The sequence below is a fragment of the Capnocytophaga sp. oral taxon 324 str. F0483 genome (assembly GCF_000318315.2).
Taxonomy (GTDB): domain Bacteria; phylum Bacteroidota; class Bacteroidia; order Flavobacteriales; family Flavobacteriaceae; genus Capnocytophaga; species Capnocytophaga ochracea.
On the sequence record NZ_KB291483.1, the window covers coordinates 1 to 18,212 of the forward strand.

Consider the following 18,212-nt stretch of genomic DNA (forward strand, 5'->3'; position numbering starts at 1 on the left):
TAAATTAGAAAATTAGTAAATGGGGAAGTGTGAGATCTTAGGCCATAGGCATTAGGGGGGGAGTATGACGGAAAAGGAGAAATTAGGGGCGAAAACATACTCCTTTAAAGAGGGAGTGTAGCGATGGAAAAGGGAAGAAATGAGGAATGACAAGGGACGAATGACGGAGGAGATGTGGAGAAAACTCGCCGTATATTAACTAATAGATAAAAAGGGAAAAATGACTGATGAGTAAATAATTTTTTGTGTTTTGCTTTCTAATTAAAATAAAAGTTGTACTTTTGCCGAACTTTAATGAAAATTATATATGGCAACTTACAAAAAGAACAACAACCGACCTAATAGACAAAAAGATACCGAGCATTTAGACGAAGCAAAACAGGCTCAATTACACAAAGAAAGTACTACTGCTGAGGTGTTTGATGCCCTCGATGCAGGCGCTACTCGCACCGAAGATTGGGTAAAACGCAATCAGAAGATTATTATTGGAACTCTCATAGCCGTAGCTGTGATAGGCTTGGGTTATTTGCTTTACCAACAGTTTGTGAAAGCCCCTAGGGAAAAGAATGCTGCTAATGAGCTTTTCTTTGCACAACAGTTCTTTGATGAAGCGATGGAAGCTACTGATGCGAGAGCGCAGGATTCCCTCTTTAAAGTGGCTATCAACGGTGGAAAAGGAAAATATGGATTTAAGCAAATTGCCGAAAACTACAGCGGTACCAAAGCTGCTAACCTCGCTGAATACGGTATGGGTATGGCTTATATGCGTTTGCGTGACTATAACAACGCAATAAATCACCTCAAAGAGTTCGACTCTACCGATGATATTTTCGGAGCTTTGGCTTACGGGAATATAGGTGATGCTTACCTTCAACAGAAAAATAACGCTGAGGCATTGAAATATTATATCAAAGCCTTTGAACATAGCAAAAATGACTTCGTAACTCCGTTATACCTGAAAAAAGCAGGAATAGTAGCTTCTTTGCAAGGTAAAAAAGACGATGCCTTGAAATATTATGAGCGCATCAAAGACGAGTACCCTACCTCAGAAGAAGCACGTACTATCGATATCCTTATAGGGAAAATTAGTCAATAATTAATGGCAACAGAAAACAAAAACTTATCACAATACGATAAAAATATAATCCCAAATGCGGAATCTCTTCGCTTTGGGATTATTACTTCTCAGTGGAATGAGCAGATAACTTACGGAATGCGCAATGGTGCCATCGAAACCCTTAAAGATTGTGGTGCTATTGATGACAATATACTCCTATGGGAAGTACCAGGGAGCTTTGAATTAGTGCACGCAGCCAAGCGAATGCTCGATACTAACGAGGTAGACGCTATTATTGTAATAGGCTGTGTGATACAAGGAGAAACTCGTCATTTCGATTTCGTGTGCCAGGGTGTTACCCAAGGTATTGCCCAGCTCAATGCGGAACAAAGTAAAGTGCCTGTTATCTTCTGCGTTCTCACTGATAATACCTTCCAGCAGTCGCTTGACCGCAGTGGTGGTAAGCTGGGTAATAAAGGCGTGGAGGCGGCTATTACTGCAATAAAAATGGCGGTGTTAGGGAAGTGAAAGAGAAAAGTGAAACGTAAAAGGTTGGAACAATTTTTGCAATGCAAATGTTGTTAAAGTCGTTAGATTTTAAAAATAAATAAAGAAAATCAGAATGAAATACATCATTGCACCTATACAACATTACCTTTTATTCACTTACCCAGCTATCACTGTTTTTGTCTTTTACTTTTTACCTTTTACTTCTTTCTCGCAGAAGCGTGATACTATTTATATTTTTGACCAGCAATTTTATTCAGGAGATACTATTCGGCTTGCTGAGGTGAGTGTTTTTGGTAAAGAGCATTACTTCGGTGATGCAGAAGCTCAAAAGCGCTATTTGCTTCTCCGCAGTAGGGTGAAACGCGTGTATCCGTATGCCAAAATGGCTGCCGACCGGCTCTATACAATGGAACGTACGATGGATACTATGCAAAATAAACGACAAAAGAAGGTGTACGTAAAACGCACCCAACGCTATATTGAAGACCACTTCACCGACGAACTCAAAAAACTTTCCCGCTCGCAAGGGCGTATTCTCATTAAACTCATTCACCGCCAAACTGGAAAAACGGCTTACGAATTGGTAAAAGACCTGCGCAATGGTTGGAATGCTTATTGGTATAACAAAACCGCGTGGCTGTACGACCTTTCTCTCAAAAAAGGCTATGACCCTATGAATGTAGAAGAGGACTATTGGATAGAGGAAATTATCTTGCGGGCTATCAATAGTGGAGAATTAGAATACCAAACCCCAGCTTTACTATATAACTTCTCAGACCTTGTAGAACAACGACAGAAAAGACTTCAAAAGCAATTAGCAAATTAGCAGATTTGCAAATTAGCAAATTATTTGTACCTTTGCCGAAAATAAAATAGTACTAATGGAGTTATACTACGCTTTTTCAGTAATTATCGTCTTAGCAGCTTTGTTTTCGTACGTGAATGTTCGCTACGTAAAACTGCCTATGACCATAGGTATTATGGTGATTGCTATGATGATATCGGTAGGCGTACGTCTTTTCGGAGGTGAAGTATTTACAGGGCTTGCACACCGTCTTGAATCGCTTTTACAAGGCTTTGACTTCACTGAAATACTGATGGGAGCAATGTTGAACTTCCTTCTCTTTGCAGGAGCTCTCCACATCAATATCAACGACCTAAAAAACTACAAAATCTCCATTTTTACTTATGCAACTATCAGTGTAGTACTCTCGGCTTTCTTTATATCAGTTTTGCTGTACTACATTGCTCCTTTGGTAGAAATCCATATTCCTTACGTTTATTGTCTGCTTTTTGGTGCACTTATTTCCCCAACCGACCCTATTGTAGTGTTGGGAGTGCTCAAACAAGTGAAAGTACCTAAACGTATTGAAACTAAGATTACGGGTGAATCGCTTTTTAACGATGGGGTAGCGGTAGTAATGTTTGCCGTAGTACTGAAATTGGCTACTAATAGCACTTTTGAGCCTTCGTTCTTCGCTATTACTAAGCTCTTCCTCTTGGAAGCAGGAGGAGGTGTTTTACTAGGAGGGCTCTTGGGGTGGATAGCTTCTCAAATGATGAAAAAAGCCGATGACTATCACGTGAGTGTACTCGTCACTTTGGCAGTGGTAATGGGTGGTTTTCTTATCACCAAAGCTTCTCACGTTTCTTCGCCTCTGGCAATGGTAATTGCAGGGCTTTTTGTAGGAAATGTAGGCAAGAAAGCCAGCAGTGCGGAGAATAAAGATTACCTTGAAAAGTTTTGGGCAATCATAGACGAGATTATGAATGCTATCTTGTTCCTATTCATAGGATTTGAGATGCTACTGATAGACAATCTAACAGAGCAGTTCCTTTTAGGCGGGGTAGCTATTCTCGTATGCCTCTTGGGGCGTGCACTGGCGATTTATATTCCTGCCAAAACGATATTACGCAAGGTAGCTACCTATTCGCGAGGCTCGCTCATCACAATGGTGTGGGGGGGTATTCGCGGGGGAGTATCCATCGCCTTGGTACTTTCTATCCCTGCTGATAAAGGAGGATTTAAAGAAACACTGTTGCAAATTACTTATATTGTAGTATTGTTTTCCATTTTAGTACAAGGTCTTACCGTAGGCAAAGTGGCTACCAGAGCCTTGTATCGCGATGAGGTGATGACACGCTTGAAAAGAATGAAACAACTGCAAAAAGGGAAACAATCATAAGACTTTAAAGAAGAATGAGAAAGCAAAAAGATAAAGGATTGGTAAGTGCCAAAGAAGTAGCCAAAGCGATTAATATTGATAAACTTGGCTTCTTGGGTACTTTTGGAGGATGGGCACTGATGAAGTTGCTCCGTATCTCCAAGCTCAATGCTATTTACAACCGAAATAAACACTTTGAAGGGTTAGACTTCCTCAACAAACTGTTAGATGAGTTTGAAATAAAGTTCGAAATACCCGAAGAGGATTTTAAGAATATCCCCAAAGAAGGGGCTTTTATCACCATTTCTAACCACCCACTGGGGGGAATTGATGGCATTCTGCTTCTCAAACTACTCTTAGAAAAACGTCCTGATTTCAAGATTATGGCGAATTTTCTCTTGCAACGTATTGAGCCTTTAGCACCTTATGTATTGCCGGTAAACCCCTTTGAAGACCGCAAAGATGCGAAATCTAGCGTGGTGGGCTTTAAGCATACCATTGCACACCTCAAAGAGGGCAAACCCTTAGGTCTTTTCCCTGCGGGGGAGGTATCGGTAACCAAAGAGGGGCAACTGATGGTGGATAAGCCTTGGGAAGAGGCAGCTATGAAACTTGCTAAAAAAGTGAAAGTGCCTATTGTGCCTATCTATTTTCACGCCAAAAACAGTAAGTTGTTTTACTTCTTGGCAAGCATCAGTGATACGTTGCGCACGGCTAAATTGCCCTCAGAACTGCTTACACAGAAAGAACGCACTATTTATATACGCATAGGTAAGCCTATTTCGGTAGCTATGCAAGATGAGCATACCGATTTGGAAGATTTTACCGAATTTTTACGTAAGAAAACTTATATATTAGCCAATGCTTTAGAGCAAGATAAGAAGTTTTTACCACTCACTAACGTGTTGAAATCAAGCAAGAGCGGTAGCAACCCTCAACAGATAGAAGCGCCTATTAAACAAGACCTCATAGAGAAGGAAGTTGATAACATCACTAAAAAGGATTACCGACTGCTCAAAAACAACAACTACGAGGTATTCTTAGCACCTTATCAAGAGATTCCTAATATAATGAAGGAAATAGGACGCTTGCGTGAGATCACTTTCCGCGAAGTAGGGGAGGGGACTAATGCTTCGTCTGACTTAGATAAGTTTGACCTTTATTATCATCATCTTTTCCTTTGGGATAACGAAGCTAAGAAGATAGTAGGAGCTTACCGTATGGGCTTAGGGGCTGAAATATTCCCTAAATATGGCATCGAAGGCTTTTATACCCACGATTTGTTCCGTTTTGAGCCCGAATTATACGATATGATGAGTAAAACCATCGAGATGGGGCGTGCCTTTATCATTTCAGAATATCAGCAGAAGCCTATGCCACTGTTTTTGCTGTGGAAAGGGATTGCTCATACCACTTTGCGTTATCCGGAACACTCATATTTGTTGGGTAGTGTGAGTATTAGTAACCAGTTCTCTGACTTTTCTAAATCGCTGATGATAGAGTTTATGAAGTCGAACTTCTATGACCCTTATATTGCACAGTATGTACGCCCTAAAAAAGAGTTCAAAGTAAAACTTAAAGACGAGGATAAAGATTTTATTTTCGACGAAACCAAAGCCGACCTCAATAAGTTCGACAAACTCATCGACGAACTCGAACCAGGAAACTTGCGTTTGCCGGTGCTCATTAAAAAGTACATTAAGCAAAACGCCAAAGTCATTGCCTTCAATGTCGACCCACTTTTCAACAACTCTGTAGATGGATTGATGTACATTCGCATCTCCGACCTCCCTGAAAGCACTATGAAACCCGTGATAGAAGAGTTTCAAGCTGAACTCGAAGCTCGAATGAAGAATAATGAATATGAATAAATATTAGGAACCAATGAAAAAAATATTATTTTTAGTAGCATTACTACCACTGACTCTTGTTGCACAAACTGTGATTGTGCCTAACCGTTATACTTTCCAAAAGGAAGATAATCAGTACCAGTTGAATGCACTTACGAAGTTTTTACTAGAAAAACAAGGTTTTAAAGCATATATGGAGAGCGAAGTCCCTGCTGAACTGCTCCAAAACCCCTGCGATGCTTTGAGAGCCGACGTGAAAAACCAATCGAATATGATGACTTCTAAGGTGCAATTTATCCTCACCGATTGTGCTAATAAAACCGTCTTTACTTCCGAGATAGGTAAAAGTCGTGAAAAGGAGTTTAAGAAGTCGTATCAAGAAGCCTTGCGCAATGCCTTTGAAGGGAATGCTTTAGCAACTTTTAAGTCGGAATACAAAGCACCTGTTACTACTCAAACGGCAATGGCAACGCTTACTCCTGCACAACCTACTACCATAACAAAAAGCAATACTCAAATAATAGAAGAAGACCCCTATATAGAATTTTTATATGCTAAAAAAGTAGATTTTTCATACGAATTGTATGATAAGAAGACTAATGAATTGCGTTATAAAATCAAACCGACTCTTACCCCGAATACATTCGTAGCTTATGATTTAAAAAATAATGAATTTGGAGTGCTTGAAAAGGACGGCTCCACATTCTATAAATTTACTTTGTTTAAAAAAATAGATGATAGAGGTCATACATTTTTAGCAAATATCCAATTCACACTTTAACCCCTTGTACAGCAAAGCTGAAGCAAAAAAACTACGCGAAGACTTCTGGATTTCCTTTGGCAAATTCTTCCCTCGGAAATGGACGCTTTACAATACCAAGATAAAGGATTTCAGCTTTAAGTTTTCATTCGACACCCGTAAAGCACGGGTGCTCCTCGCTGTGGAAGACCCTGACGAGGCAACACGTAGTTTGTACTACAACAAATTGTTGTCGCTGAAAACCATTCTGCAAGAACAATACCTCCCTGACGTTGTTTTCGAAGAGCACTTTCTCTTGAACAACGGTAAAGAAATCAGCTGTGTGTATGTAGAACTGCCAAACGTAACCATTCACAACAAAGCTACTTGGCAATCAGCGATGGAATTCCTCTATCAATCGATGTTGCAGTTTGAAGCCTTTTGGGCAGAGTACAAAGACATAATACAAGAAGAAAAATAAGCACTACTTACCTCTGTATTATCCTTTGAAACTTTAAGAAAAGATTAACATCGAACCTCATTCTCACATAACTTTTTTGTCTTACCTTTGCATAGAATAAGGTAACACCCTCAAAGAGGAAGTGTTTTTTACAATAAAAGCACTTCCTTTTCTGTATTTAATATCTAATAAATTGGTAATTATGAAAGAAAACATCAAAGATAAAGTCGTGATTATTACAGGTTCCAGTAGCGGGCTCGGCGAAGCTACTGCCCTTTATTTAGCGCAGTATGGTGCTATAGTCGTAGCGGTTGCGCGCCGTAAAGACCGCTTGGAATCGCTAGTGAAACGCATCGGCTCTCAAGGCGGTAAGGCTCTTGCCATTGTATGTGATGTTACCAAACGTGAGGACTTGGAACGTGTTGCCCAAGAAACGCTCAAAGCTTATGGTCGTATAGATGTGCTGGTAAACAACGCTGGACTTATGGCACAGGCTCCTCTCGAAAAGCTTAAAGTAGACGAATGGGACAAAATGATTGATATCAATATCAAAGGGGTACTCTACGGTATTGCTGCAGTACTCCCAACGATGCAGAAGCAACATAGTGGACATATCATCAACTTATCCTCAGTAGCGGGTTTGAAGGTAGCGGCAGGTCGTGGTACGGTGTACAGTGGTACTAAGTTTGCTGTAAAAGCTATTAGTGAAGGTTTACGTATGGAAACTGCTAAAAATAACATTCGCGTGACTACTCTTTACCCAGGCGCAGTGGAGAGTGAACTTAAATATGGTAGCTCCGACCCCGAAGCTAGCGCAGGTATTCAGGCTTTTTATAAGGAATATGAGATTCCTGCCGATTCAGTTGCCCGTGCTATTGCATATGCTATTGAACAACCAGAGGACGTAGCTATCAATGAGATTACTTTGCGTCCTACTAAACAAGAATTTTAATTCAAGTATAACAACATCTAACTTATGATAAAAAACTTTATTAACAGACCCGTACTATCAACGGTAGTCTCTATCTTAATAGTGATTTTAGGGGTATTGGGGATTATCTCTTTACCTATCTCTCAATATCCTGATATCGCCCCTGTAACGGTACAGGTATCGGCTAACTATGCAGGTGCCAACGCCGAAACAGTGCTTAAAGCGGTGGTGATTCCGCTGGAAGAACAAATCAATGGGGTTGAAAATATGGATTATATTACCTCATCGGCTTCTAATAGTGGTTCCGCAAATATTACTGTGTATTTCAAACAAGGCACTGATGGTGATATCGCGGCGGTAAACGTGCAAAATGCGGTGTCGCGTGCCAACTCTATTTTGCCATCTGAGGTAACCCAATCGGGGGTAACGGTGCGTAAACAGAGCTCAGGTAACCTGATGTTTCTTACTTTCTTTTCTGAGAATAAAGAGTTAGACGATGTGTTCTTGCAAAACTACTTAAGCATCAATGTGATTCCTGCAATCAAACGTATCAGTGGGGTAGGGGATGCCAATGCTTTTGGGGGTAAAACCTATTCTATGCGCATTTGGTTGAATCCGCAAAAACTCCAAGCCTATGGGCTTAATCCTACCGAGGTAACTGCTGCAATTTCAGCTCAGAGTAGAGAAGCAGCTGCGGGTACTTTGGGGCAAAACAGCGGTAGTAGCTATGAATATGTGATTAAGTACAAGGGGAAATACACCCAAGTATCGGAATATGAAAATATAGTGCTCAAAGCGTTAGATGGAGGGCGTATTCTTCGTCTTAAAGATGTAGCTAAGGTAGAACTCGACGCGCTCGGATATACAGGATTTTCTGAAAGCAAAGGTCGTCCTGCTGTGGCAATGGGTATCTCGCAAACGCCAGGCTCTAACGCTCACGAGATTATCCAAAATATTGAAAAGCTCTTAGACGAGTTGAAACCTTCTTTGCCCGAAGGGATTACTTATACTATCAACTACAACGCCAACACTTTCTTAGATGCTGCCATTTCTAAGGTAGTGTCTACCCTCTTGGAGGCTTTCTTGTTGGTGTTCTTGGTGGTGTATATCTTCTTGCAAGACTTCCGCTCTACGCTTATTCCTGCTATTGCGGTGCCAGTGTCTATCGTGGGTACTTTCTTCTTCTTGAATCTCTTTGGCTATTCTGTCAATATGCTTACCCTCTTCGCCTTGGTGTTAGCTATCGGTATAGTGGTGGACGATGCCATTGTCGTCGTCGAGGCAGTACACGCCAAGATGGAACAAACTCACGAGAAAGCTAAACCCGCTACCATTTCAGCTATGAACGAGATTACAGGGGCGATTATTTCTATCACCCTTGTGATGGCAGCAGTGTTCGTGCCGGTAACCTTTATGGGTGGTACTACGGGCGTGTTCTACAAACAGTTTGGGGTAACTCTGATTGTAGCTATCGTGATTTCAGCTATCAATGCGCTTACCCTCAGTCCGGTGCTTTGTTCGCTCTTCCTAAAACCTCACGGCGATAAAGAATACGAAGAAAAATCGTGGTTTGGCAAGTTCTTCCACAAGTTTAATATAGCTTTCAATGCCGCTACGCATAAATATGGGCAAACCTTTACCTTCTTCCTTCGTCATAAATGGGTAACCTTAGTGCTCTTACTTATGGCAGGAGGTGGTATCTATTTTGCTAATAAAAGTATGAAATCGGGGTTTGTGCCCAGTGAAGACCAAGGGTTTGTGATGATGGATGTATCGATGATTCCTGGTGCCTCTATGGAACGTGTAGCTAATATTATGCGTGAGGTAAACGAAAGTCTTTCAAATATCCCAGGTGTCGAAAATGTTACCTTTGTTACCGGTCGCGGTATGATTTCAGGCGAAGGTAGCAATAATGGTATGGGCTTCTTCAAGCTGAAACCTTTCGAACAGCGATCTAAACTCCCTGGTCAAGACATTCAGTCGATTATCAACAATGCCTTTCGTGCTGTTGCCAATATCAAAGATGCCAATGTAATTTTCTTCCAGCCTCCTTCTGTGCCTGGTTTTGGTGTAGGAGGTGGGGTGTCGTTTGTTCTCTTGGATAAATCCGGAAGTGATATCAGTGAGGTGAACAAGAATGCACAAGAATTCTTGGGCGCTTTGATGCAACGCCCCGAAATACAATTCGCCCAAACCTCTTTCAATGTGAATTATCCACAATACCAAATGGATATTAATGTAGAACGCGCTATGCAGTCAGGTATTACAGTGAGTACTATTCTATCGACCTTACAGAATTATATAGGGGGCTTCTATGCAACTGACTTTACCCTTTATGGAAAGCAATACCGTGTAATGGTACAATCGTTGCCCGAAGCGCGTAAAGACCTCAATAGCCTTAATAGCTTATTCGTGAAAACAGGTAGTGGAACAATGGCTCCTATTACCGAGTTTGTAACTCTTACACGTACTTTCGGTCCGCAATCGCTCAGCCGTTATAACTTCTTTACTTCGGTGTCTATTTCAGCTCAGAACAACCCCGCCTATAGTACAGGTGATGCCCTAAAAGCAGTACAAGAGATGGCTGCCCAAACCCTCAACGCTAACTATAGTATCGATTATACAGGTTTAACACGTGAAGAACAGACCGCAGGCTCACAAACCATACTCATTTTCTTGCTCAGCTTGGTGTTTACTTATTTTATCCTTTCAGCACAGTATGAGAGTTACTTATTGCCATTATCAGTGCTTTTCTCATTGCCTTTTGGTATCTTTGGAGCTTATTTAGGACAGTGGCTTTTCGGCTTGGAAAACAATATCTATTTCCAAATCTCTCTTATTATGCTAATGGGACTTTTGGCGAAGAACGCAATTCTGATTGTAGAATTTGCCGTACAGCGCCGCCGTATGGGTGAAAGCCTATCTAAGGCAGCCATCAATGCCGCAATGGCGCGTTTGCGCCCTATCTTGATGACCTCCTTTGCCTTTATCGTTGGTTTGATGCCATTGGTATTTGCTTCAGGCGTAGGAGCAGCAGGAAACCGTTCAGTAGCTACGGGAGCTGCTATTGGTCAGCTTATTGGTACTTTTTTCGGACTTGTTGTGATTCCGGTATTTTTTGTATTCTTCCAAGCGATACAAGAGAGTATTAGTGGTCATAAAGAAAAAGAAGAGATATTTGTAGAGCCTACTGGCGAATATTAAATGCCTATTGTGCTACGACAAAAAAGGCTGTCTGCTAAAAAGCAAACAGCCTTTTTATTTTCTATTACTAGCACATTATTTTTGGGTCGTTTTTGCGTACAATACTTTGCCAAAGTTTCCAACTTTGGTAAAATTGATATCCCTTTTGTATCGCAGTCCGTATAAATCTCATTTCTTTAGCTACTAAATTCGCCCTATAAACCTCGCAGATTTGTCGAATCTGTGTAATCTGTGGGATTTTTTTAATTATCTGATGTTTTTCTTATTCTGAACTCAGAAAGTAGTAATATTGTTTTTATTTGTCAAAAACGCTATTTTAACACTTTTTCTTCAATAAAGTTATAAGGGCTTTTTACTTATTGATATCCAATATTCTAACACCTTTCCTTCGTCTTAGATTCGTCTTAGGTTCGCCTTAGCTTCGCTCTACCTTCGGTTAAACTTCAATTAAAAGATAACAAAGGTTTTTCTAATATTTTACTGATAAATAATGTTTTAACGTTTTTGATACCACAAAAGACTATCAAGTGTTCTACTTTCTAAACTTTAAAAATATTGCAGGGTTTTAAAAGAGATTAACATTTTTTCAGCATTGACCTTGCCTCTTTTAATTTGAGTCAAACTCACGTAATAGAAAATAAAAAAGGCTATCCTAATTAGGATAGCCTTTTCCTTAATTTTTATTTGTAAGTTCTTATTTTGTAGGGTATTTGATTACTCTACGATAGTAGCGATACTTACGCGGTTCCAATCTGGTTCACTGAACATATCACCGATACCATTACCTTCAGCTTCGATTCTACTAGAAGATATTTTGTAACGATTAACCAACAATGTTTTAACAGCTTTTGCACGAGCATCAGCCAATTGTTTGTTCTTTTCTAAGTTTCCTTCTGGTGAAGCATAACCTTTGATAGTTACTTTAGCATCAGGGTGTTTTTTAAGGTAAGAAGCGATACGCTCTACGTTAGGTAACTGAGAAGCATCGATAGTAGTTTTAGCTACGCGGAAAGTAACTACTGATTCTAAAGTTTTCTTGTTTTTAGTAACTACTTTTTCTACTACTTCTGGTTTCTTGTTGCGAGCTGCTTCTAAGTCATCTTGCAATTTATTAACTTGTCTTTGGCAGTCAGACAATTCTTTGTTTTTGCTGTTCAACTCATCACGAAGTCTACCCAATTCTGCGCTATTGTCAGGATTTTGAGTAGCTGTAGTGAAATGGTGAGCACCATTGCTACCTTTGAAACGGTAAACTACACCAACAGTAGCTTGAATGAAAGAGTTTAAGCTGTTTAAACTGTTTACTGAACTTTTTTCAGTAGGAACGTCTACGCCATACACAATAGCAGGACTTAATTTAACTCCCCACGCTTTGCTTTCGCCTAAATTAAACAATAAGTTAGAACCAAACTGAGCAGACATACTATTGCTTCTGTAGTTTTCTCTGTAATTAGGAGCGATATCTTGTACATATCTGTGGAACCAACCAATTCCTGCAAAACCTTCTACTTCGAAGAAACGAGGAGTTCCTTTGTAACCAGCGATAAGGTTACTCAAGTTTACAGTACCTACCAAACTTACATTAGTTCTGTCTATAAAGTTACCTGCATCTACATCATTGTCAAGGGCTACGGGACGTACATACGCCATACCTTCAACGCCTAAACGGAAAGCAGGAGAGATTTGTTTGCCAATCTCAGCTCCAAAAGTGGCACGGGTGTTTTTAAAGAAAGCTTCACGGTGAGTATCTGAGAAACCACCAGCTTTAACACCTACTTGCCAGTTGTCAAAAAATTTGCTCTTACTTAGCATATCTTGTGCGTTAGCACTTGTTATCACTGCAACGACAGTTGCAATACTTAATAAGGTTTTTTTCATATAAAAAATGTTTATTACTTGTGTTTTTAAATTCGGGGCAAATATACGACTTTTTTTATTTGTACAATCATTTTTAGTAATAAAATATATGCTTTTCGCATTTTCACCCTGTTTTTTAACGTTTTATTTACAAACCGTTTGCATTTCTTTCACATTTCAGAGAGTTAATCTAGTTTTTGGGTATAAAAAATCAGGGAGAGTTTCATTGTAAACTCTCCCTGATTTTCGTGTTAATAAAATATGATAATAATGCTATGAATTTACGATTACATCATTCCTGGCATTCCACCACCCATTGGAGGCATTGCAGCTGCTTTATCGTCTTTGATGTCTACCAAAGCACATTCGGTAGTGAGAATCATACCAGCTACTGAAGCAGCGTTTTCAAGGGCTACACGAGTTACCTTTTTAGGGTCGATGATACCTGCTTTAAACATATCGGTATAAGTACCTGTTTTAGCATTGTATCCGTAAGCATCTCTTGAAGCCTCGAGTACACGAGCTACGATTACAGAACCTTCAACACCTGCGTTTTCTACGATAGTGCGCAAAGGAGCTTCCAATGCTTTGAGGATAATTTTAATACCTGTTTCTTCGTCGGCATTGAGAGGTTTTAGTTTTCCTAAAACATTTTTAGCACGAATAAGCGCTATACCACCTCCTGCTACGATACCTTCTTCAACAGCTGCACGAGTAGCGTGAAGAGCATCATCTACACGGTCTTTTTTCTCTTTCATTTCCACTTCCGAAGCAGCACCTATGTAAAGCACTGCTACCCCACCAGAGAGTTTAGCTAAACGTTCTTGTAGTTTTTCACGGTCATAATCAGAAGAGGTGTTTTCGATTTGTGCTTTGATTTGTGCTACACGCGCTTTGATATCATCAGATTTTCCAGCACCATTTACAATAGTGGTGTTATCTTTGTCGATACTTACTCTTTCGGCAGTACCAAGCATATCAATAGTAGCGTTTTCAAGGGTAAAGCCTCTTTCTTCGGCAATTACAGTACCACCAGTTAGGATAGCGATGTCTTCGAGCATTGCTTTACGACGGTCACCAAAACCAGGAGCTTTTACAGCAGCGATGCGAAGGGTACCGCGCAATTTGTTTACTACTAAGGTAGCTAATGCTTCACCATCGATATCTTCAGCGATAATCAAGAGGGGTTTGCCAGATTGAGCTACAGGCTCTAATACAGGAAGCAAGTCCTTCATAGTAGAGATTTTCTTGTCGTACAACAAGATATAAGGGTGGTCGAGTTCTGCAACCATCTTTTCAGAATCGGTTACGAAGTAAGGAGAGAGGTAACCGCGGTCGAACTGCATTCCTTCTACTACATCTACGTAAGTATCTGTACCTTTTGCTTCTTCTACGGTGATAACCCCTTCTTTACCTACTTTCTCGAATGCTTGAGCGATAAGTTCGCCAATAGTATCGTCGTTGTTAGCAGAGATAGAGGCTACTTGTTTGATTTTTTCAGAAGAAGAGCCTACTTCTTTAGCTTGTTTAGCCAAGTGTTCTACGATTTTTGCTACGGCTTTATCAATACCACGTTTTAAATCCATTGGGTTAGCACCAGAAGCTACGTTTTTAAGACCTTCTTTTACGATAGCTTGTGCTAATACAGTAGCGGTAGTAGTACCGTCGCCTGCGAGGTCATTGGTTTTAGAAGCTACTTCTTTTACCATTTGAGCGCCCATATTTTCGAGAGCGTCTTCTAGTTCTATTTCCTTAGCAACGGTTACCCCGTCTTTGGTTACTTGTGGTGAACCAAATGATTTGCTAATAATTACATTACGACCACGAGGTCCTAATGTTACTTTTACTGCATTTGCTAATGCATCAACGCCACGTTTTAAACCTTCGCGAGCGTCTATATCAAATTTAATATCTTTTGCCATTTCTTTAGTTTTTAGTTTTTATGTTTAGATAACTGCTAATACGTCGTTTTCACGCATAATAAGGTAGTCTTTACCTTCTAATTTTAGTTCAGTACCGGCATATTTGCCATAGAGTACTGTATCGCCTACTTTTAGGGTTACAGGGTTATCTTTAGTACCTGCTCCAACGGCTACAACCGTACCTTTTTGAGGTTTTTCTTTTGCAGTATCAGGGATAATAATACCTGATGCGGTAGTAGTTTCGGCCACTGCGGGCTCAATCACTACTCTATCAGCTAAAGGTTTAATATTCAATTTTGCCATTATTTGTTTAGTTTTTAGTTATTTTTTTGTTTAGAAAATAGGAATTAGGTGTTAGGAAATTACATCGCCCGCGCCCCCTTCGAAAGGGGGGATGTGGGGATGTTATCTAACCTTTTCATTCAAGTATTTTAATTCCTTTTATAAAAAAATCGAAGAGGATATTTCAGAAAGTATGCCAATCTGTAAAAACTGACTTTTTGTCAGTTTAGTTACCTGTATTAGAAGATGTGGCAGGAGTAGCAGGCATTTGAGTAGCATTGTTGGCAGGTGCTTGTTGGTTAAGAGGGTTTTCTACAGGGGCAGTAGGGGTATTGCCATCAAGCAGTTTAGAATCGGCATTTACACCGGTATTGCCTTGTAGTAAGGTGTTGGCGATAAGAATAAGCACTCCTAAAGCAGTAGCAAACGTCCAAGTACTGCGTTCGAGGAAGTCGCCTGTTTTTTTTACACCACCTACTACTTGTGTATTGCCACCGAAAGTAGAAGAGAGTCCACCTCCTTTAGGGTTTTGTACCATAATTACTAAAGCGAGTAGCAAACATACTACCACGATAAGCACTAAAAAGATGTTGAATGTAGTCATTTCTCTATAAATTAAAATAAATTATTTTGTTGTAGTTTTTTGATATTTTCTATTTGGGCTGCAAAGTAAGCACTTTTTTCTGGATTTTTCAAAATTAATATTTCATACGCTTGTATAGCTTGCTTAAATTTGCGCTGATTTACATATACTTGTGCCAATGTTTCGGTCATTAATTGTTTAGGGTCTGAGTTTACATCATCGGCTAAATTTACGTTGGATACATAATCTTTAGAGGCCTCAATTTTAGGATTGTTTTCCAAAAACTTATCAATGAGTTTGAACTTTTCAGCTACCTTGTCGTCTTTATAAGAAACTTCGGTATGGTCATCGGAGATGTTTTCTAACCATTGAGAGATATTGTCAGTATCAGTTTTAGGTTTTTCCTCTGTTTTAGGTTCAAAAGCATCGGCTAACTCTTGGTGATTTACCAAATCTTCGGGGAAAATAGGTTCTTCGAAAATAGATTCGGGTACATTAGGGCGATACAAGCGCGGTTCGTGGTCGATGTAACTTACCTTAGGAGGTGTATTCTCAGTTTCTTCGGCTTCTTTGCGTTCTCTCGCTTTGCGAATACGTTCAAAATCACGACGTAGGGCTGAGAAATCAGGGATAATACTTTTAGAATTGATAAAGTCGAACAATACTGAGCGGTCGGTTACGTGTACCGCAGCGAGTTTTAAGGCTTTGTTGTACTTGTAGTTTTCTTCGGAATGCAATATTTTGAGTTGTAACACCCTTGCTGCTTGAAAATAAGGATATTCCTTCACTATTTCGTCGAGTTCATATACTTGATCATCGTTAATAGTGTAGGGATGCCTAATAATCTCTATGAATTGTTTTACTGTCAATCTTACCTTTTATCTTTACCTAATTGTTACCAATCTGCTAATGAGGCGTTGAAAATATCTTGGGTGATACGCTCGAATATCTGTGGGATAGCTTCGCCTTTTACTGAGTTGAACTGTGTAGCAGCAGGATAATCATAGTAAAAAGAAAAGCGTTTTTCAAAGTCTTTTTTATCTTCTTTATGATTAGTAAAGCGCACATTTACGCCTATGGTTACACGGTTTTGGGCAGCGGTTTGTCCTGCAGTAGCCGTCATAGGGGTAATGTTAAACTCTACGATTTCGCCTTCGTACACGAGGTCGCCATTGCGGTCAGTAAGGCTGAGGTTGGTTTGGTTGTTAATTAAATCTTGTAGGGCGATGGTAAAATCGCGGTCGAGTCCAGGTTCTACCAAGGGAGCATCGTTGCGAAAGAAGTTTACTTGAAAAGTCTTTGCATCGCCTGTACTTCCTCCTGTAAAGTTGTAGATACCACAACTTATAGCAGTGAAAGCCAAGAGTATATATAAGAGATATTTCATTTTACCAATCAATTAGCGGGCAAAGATACGAAAATAATTACGAATGACAAATTACGAATGATGAAATTGCAGTAAAAAGTATATTGCTATCAGTTATTACTATCATTTTTCAGCATATTTTTTCTTCATAGTCTTGAAATATCGTTTGGCAAAACCTTTTTTTACATCTTGTGATAGTTCCATTATAAAATCGCGATGTGCAATAGGAATACCGTCTTCATCTTCTTCTAATATTTCCATAGAGGAAGCTGATGTTTCTTTCTTGCTCTTAGGCACTTCTACTTTTACAAATGGCAAAGACTTTACATATTCCAAAAAAGCTAAAGCCATTTCACTGCTATTGTCTACTTTGAGAATGGTTGTATTCATAGTTTTTACTGTTAAATTTACAAGCGTTTGAGGGCTTGCTTGATGATTTCTTCTACTGAAAGCTCTTCGCTGCTTGATTTGATAATGATATCGACTACTTTTTCGGCTTGTTTGCGCATAAAGCCCAATACTTCTAAGGCAGCAAGAGCTTCTTCTTTGTGTGTGCTTACAGCGTTCATAGGCACCTCTTCAAAGTCTTGAAGCTTGAGCATCTTGTCTTTGAGGTCGAGTACTACGCGTTGGGCTGTTTTAGCACCTATACCTTTTACTGCTTGAATGGTAGCTACATCGCCATTGATAATAGCATTGCGCACTTGTGCAGCGGTGAGCGATGAGAGCATCGTGCGGGCAGTGCTAGCACCTACTCCTGATACCGAAAGAAGCAATACAAACACTTCGCGTTCGGCTTTGGTGAGGAAGCCATAGAGCGTGTGGGCCTCTTCTTTTATTTGCAAATAGGTGTATAGTTTAATGGCTTCGCCTTCGGGTAGCGCTGAATAAGTATTTAAGCTGATATTTACGAAATAGCCCACCCCGTGGCAGTCGATTACTACGTGAGTAGGGTTCTTTTCTACGAGTTTTCCTTGTAATTGTGTAATCATTAGTTCAATTTGAAGATTGAGTAGTGCAAAGGTACAAATAATTAGAGAATTAGCAAATTAGAAAATGAGAGAATTAGAAAATTAGCAAATGGGGTGCTAGTTACAAGCTTGAAATAGAAGAGATTAACTTTGCTAAAGGTGCGAGCTGCACAGGCAGTCGTAGCACGACGGGCTGTTAAATTAACAGATTAGCAAATGTGGAAATTAGCAAATGTAGAGGGTTGAAGGGTTCGGAAGAAAACGGAGAAGTTCGGAAGAAAGGAGGGAGGGTTTTTGATGAAAAAAGGCTATTAG

The 18,212-nt window shown here is 39.9% G+C and carries 17 protein-coding genes; 9 read left to right on the plus strand and 8 right to left on the minus strand.

Features of this window, described 5'->3' with window-relative positions; all coding sequences use genetic code 11:
- Nucleotides 1-307 precede the first annotated feature (307 nt).
- The 9 genes from HMPREF9072_RS00945 to HMPREF9072_RS00985 all read left to right on the plus strand — a co-directional run bounded on the left by HMPREF9072_RS00945 (nucleotide 308) and on the right by HMPREF9072_RS00985 (nucleotide 10,916).
- The gene (locus HMPREF9072_RS00945; RefSeq protein ID WP_009410073.1) at nucleotides 308-1,096 is read left to right on the plus strand and encodes a tol-pal system YbgF family protein; all 789 of its coding nucleotides are present in this window, start codon (nucleotides 308-310) and stop codon (nucleotides 1,094-1,096) included.
- A 3-nt stretch (nucleotides 1,097-1,099) separates the two neighbouring features.
- Nucleotides 1,100-1,585, plus strand: a complete 486-nt coding sequence (gene ribH / locus HMPREF9072_RS00950) for a 6,7-dimethyl-8-ribityllumazine synthase (protein ID WP_009410074.1) — start codon at nucleotides 1,100-1,102, stop codon at nucleotides 1,583-1,585.
- 94 nt (nucleotides 1,586-1,679) lie between these two features.
- A complete protein-coding gene (locus HMPREF9072_RS00955; protein ID WP_009410075.1) occupies nucleotides 1,680-2,393 on the plus strand; it encodes a DUF4294 domain-containing protein in 714 nt (237 codons plus the stop codon).
- Between the two features lie 55 nt (nucleotides 2,394-2,448).
- A complete protein-coding gene (locus HMPREF9072_RS00960; protein WP_009410076.1) occupies nucleotides 2,449-3,753 on the plus strand; it encodes a sodium:proton antiporter in 1,305 nt (434 codons plus the stop codon).
- Between the two features lie 14 nt (nucleotides 3,754-3,767).
- A complete protein-coding gene (locus HMPREF9072_RS00965) occupies nucleotides 3,768-5,603 on the plus strand; it encodes a GNAT family N-acyltransferase (protein ID WP_009410077.1) in 1,836 nt (611 codons plus the stop codon).
- Nucleotides 5,604-5,616: 13 nt separating this feature from the next.
- Nucleotides 5,617-6,363 carry a hypothetical protein gene (locus HMPREF9072_RS00970; RefSeq protein ID WP_009410078.1) on the plus strand — a complete coding sequence of 249 codons (747 nt, stop codon included), beginning with the start codon at nucleotides 5,617-5,619 and terminating at the stop codon, nucleotides 6,361-6,363.
- A gap of 4 nt (nucleotides 6,364-6,367) precedes the next feature.
- The gene (locus tag HMPREF9072_RS00975; RefSeq protein WP_009410079.1) at nucleotides 6,368-6,802 is read left to right on the plus strand and encodes a DUF4268 domain-containing protein; all 435 of its coding nucleotides are present in this window, start codon (nucleotides 6,368-6,370) and stop codon (nucleotides 6,800-6,802) included.
- A gap of 181 nt (nucleotides 6,803-6,983) precedes the next feature.
- Complete coding sequence (locus tag HMPREF9072_RS00980; protein WP_009410080.1) at nucleotides 6,984-7,733, plus strand: SDR family oxidoreductase; 750 nt, start codon at nucleotides 6,984-6,986, stop codon at nucleotides 7,731-7,733.
- 24 nt (nucleotides 7,734-7,757) lie between these two features.
- Nucleotides 7,758-10,916 carry an efflux RND transporter permease subunit gene (locus tag HMPREF9072_RS00985; RefSeq protein WP_009410081.1) on the plus strand — a complete coding sequence of 1,053 codons (3,159 nt, stop codon included), beginning with the start codon at nucleotides 7,758-7,760 and terminating at the stop codon, nucleotides 10,914-10,916.
- Nucleotides 10,917-11,630: 714 nt separating this feature from the next.
- Here the strand turns inward: HMPREF9072_RS00985 and HMPREF9072_RS00990 are convergent.
- The 8 genes from HMPREF9072_RS00990 to ruvA form a co-directional block, all read right to left on the minus strand.
- Nucleotides 11,631-12,794 (minus strand): OmpA family protein, encoded by a 1,164-nt coding sequence (locus HMPREF9072_RS00990; RefSeq protein ID WP_009410082.1) that lies wholly within the window; start codon nucleotides 12,792-12,794, stop codon nucleotides 11,631-11,633.
- A gap of 266 nt (nucleotides 12,795-13,060) precedes the next feature.
- Complete coding sequence (groL, locus tag HMPREF9072_RS00995; protein WP_009410083.1) at nucleotides 13,061-14,695, minus strand: chaperonin GroEL; 1,635 nt, start codon at nucleotides 14,693-14,695, stop codon at nucleotides 13,061-13,063.
- A gap of 24 nt (nucleotides 14,696-14,719) precedes the next feature.
- Nucleotides 14,720-14,998, minus strand: a complete 279-nt coding sequence (gene groES / locus HMPREF9072_RS01000; RefSeq protein ID WP_002673428.1) for a co-chaperone GroES — start codon at nucleotides 14,996-14,998, stop codon at nucleotides 14,720-14,722.
- Between the two features lie 205 nt (nucleotides 14,999-15,203).
- On the minus strand, nucleotides 15,204-15,581 hold the full coding sequence (gene secG / locus HMPREF9072_RS01005; protein ID WP_002673422.1) for a preprotein translocase subunit SecG: 378 nt from the start codon (nucleotides 15,579-15,581) through the stop codon (nucleotides 15,204-15,206).
- Between the two features lie 11 nt (nucleotides 15,582-15,592).
- Nucleotides 15,593-16,429, minus strand: coding sequence for a hypothetical protein (locus HMPREF9072_RS01010; RefSeq protein ID WP_002673420.1), 837 nt, complete (start codon nucleotides 16,427-16,429; stop codon nucleotides 15,593-15,595).
- Between the two features lie 26 nt (nucleotides 16,430-16,455).
- Nucleotides 16,456-16,947, minus strand: a complete 492-nt coding sequence (locus HMPREF9072_RS01015) for an LptE family protein (RefSeq protein ID WP_009410084.1) — start codon at nucleotides 16,945-16,947, stop codon at nucleotides 16,456-16,458.
- Nucleotides 16,948-17,049: 102 nt separating this feature from the next.
- Nucleotides 17,050-17,316 carry a hypothetical protein gene (locus tag HMPREF9072_RS01020; RefSeq protein WP_009410085.1) on the minus strand — a complete coding sequence of 89 codons (267 nt, stop codon included), beginning with the start codon at nucleotides 17,314-17,316 and terminating at the stop codon, nucleotides 17,050-17,052.
- 17 nt (nucleotides 17,317-17,333) lie between these two features.
- Nucleotides 17,334-17,918 carry a Holliday junction branch migration protein RuvA gene (gene ruvA / locus HMPREF9072_RS01025; RefSeq protein ID WP_009410086.1) on the minus strand — a complete coding sequence of 195 codons (585 nt, stop codon included), beginning with the start codon at nucleotides 17,916-17,918 and terminating at the stop codon, nucleotides 17,334-17,336.
- Nucleotides 17,919-18,212 lie beyond the last annotated feature (294 nt).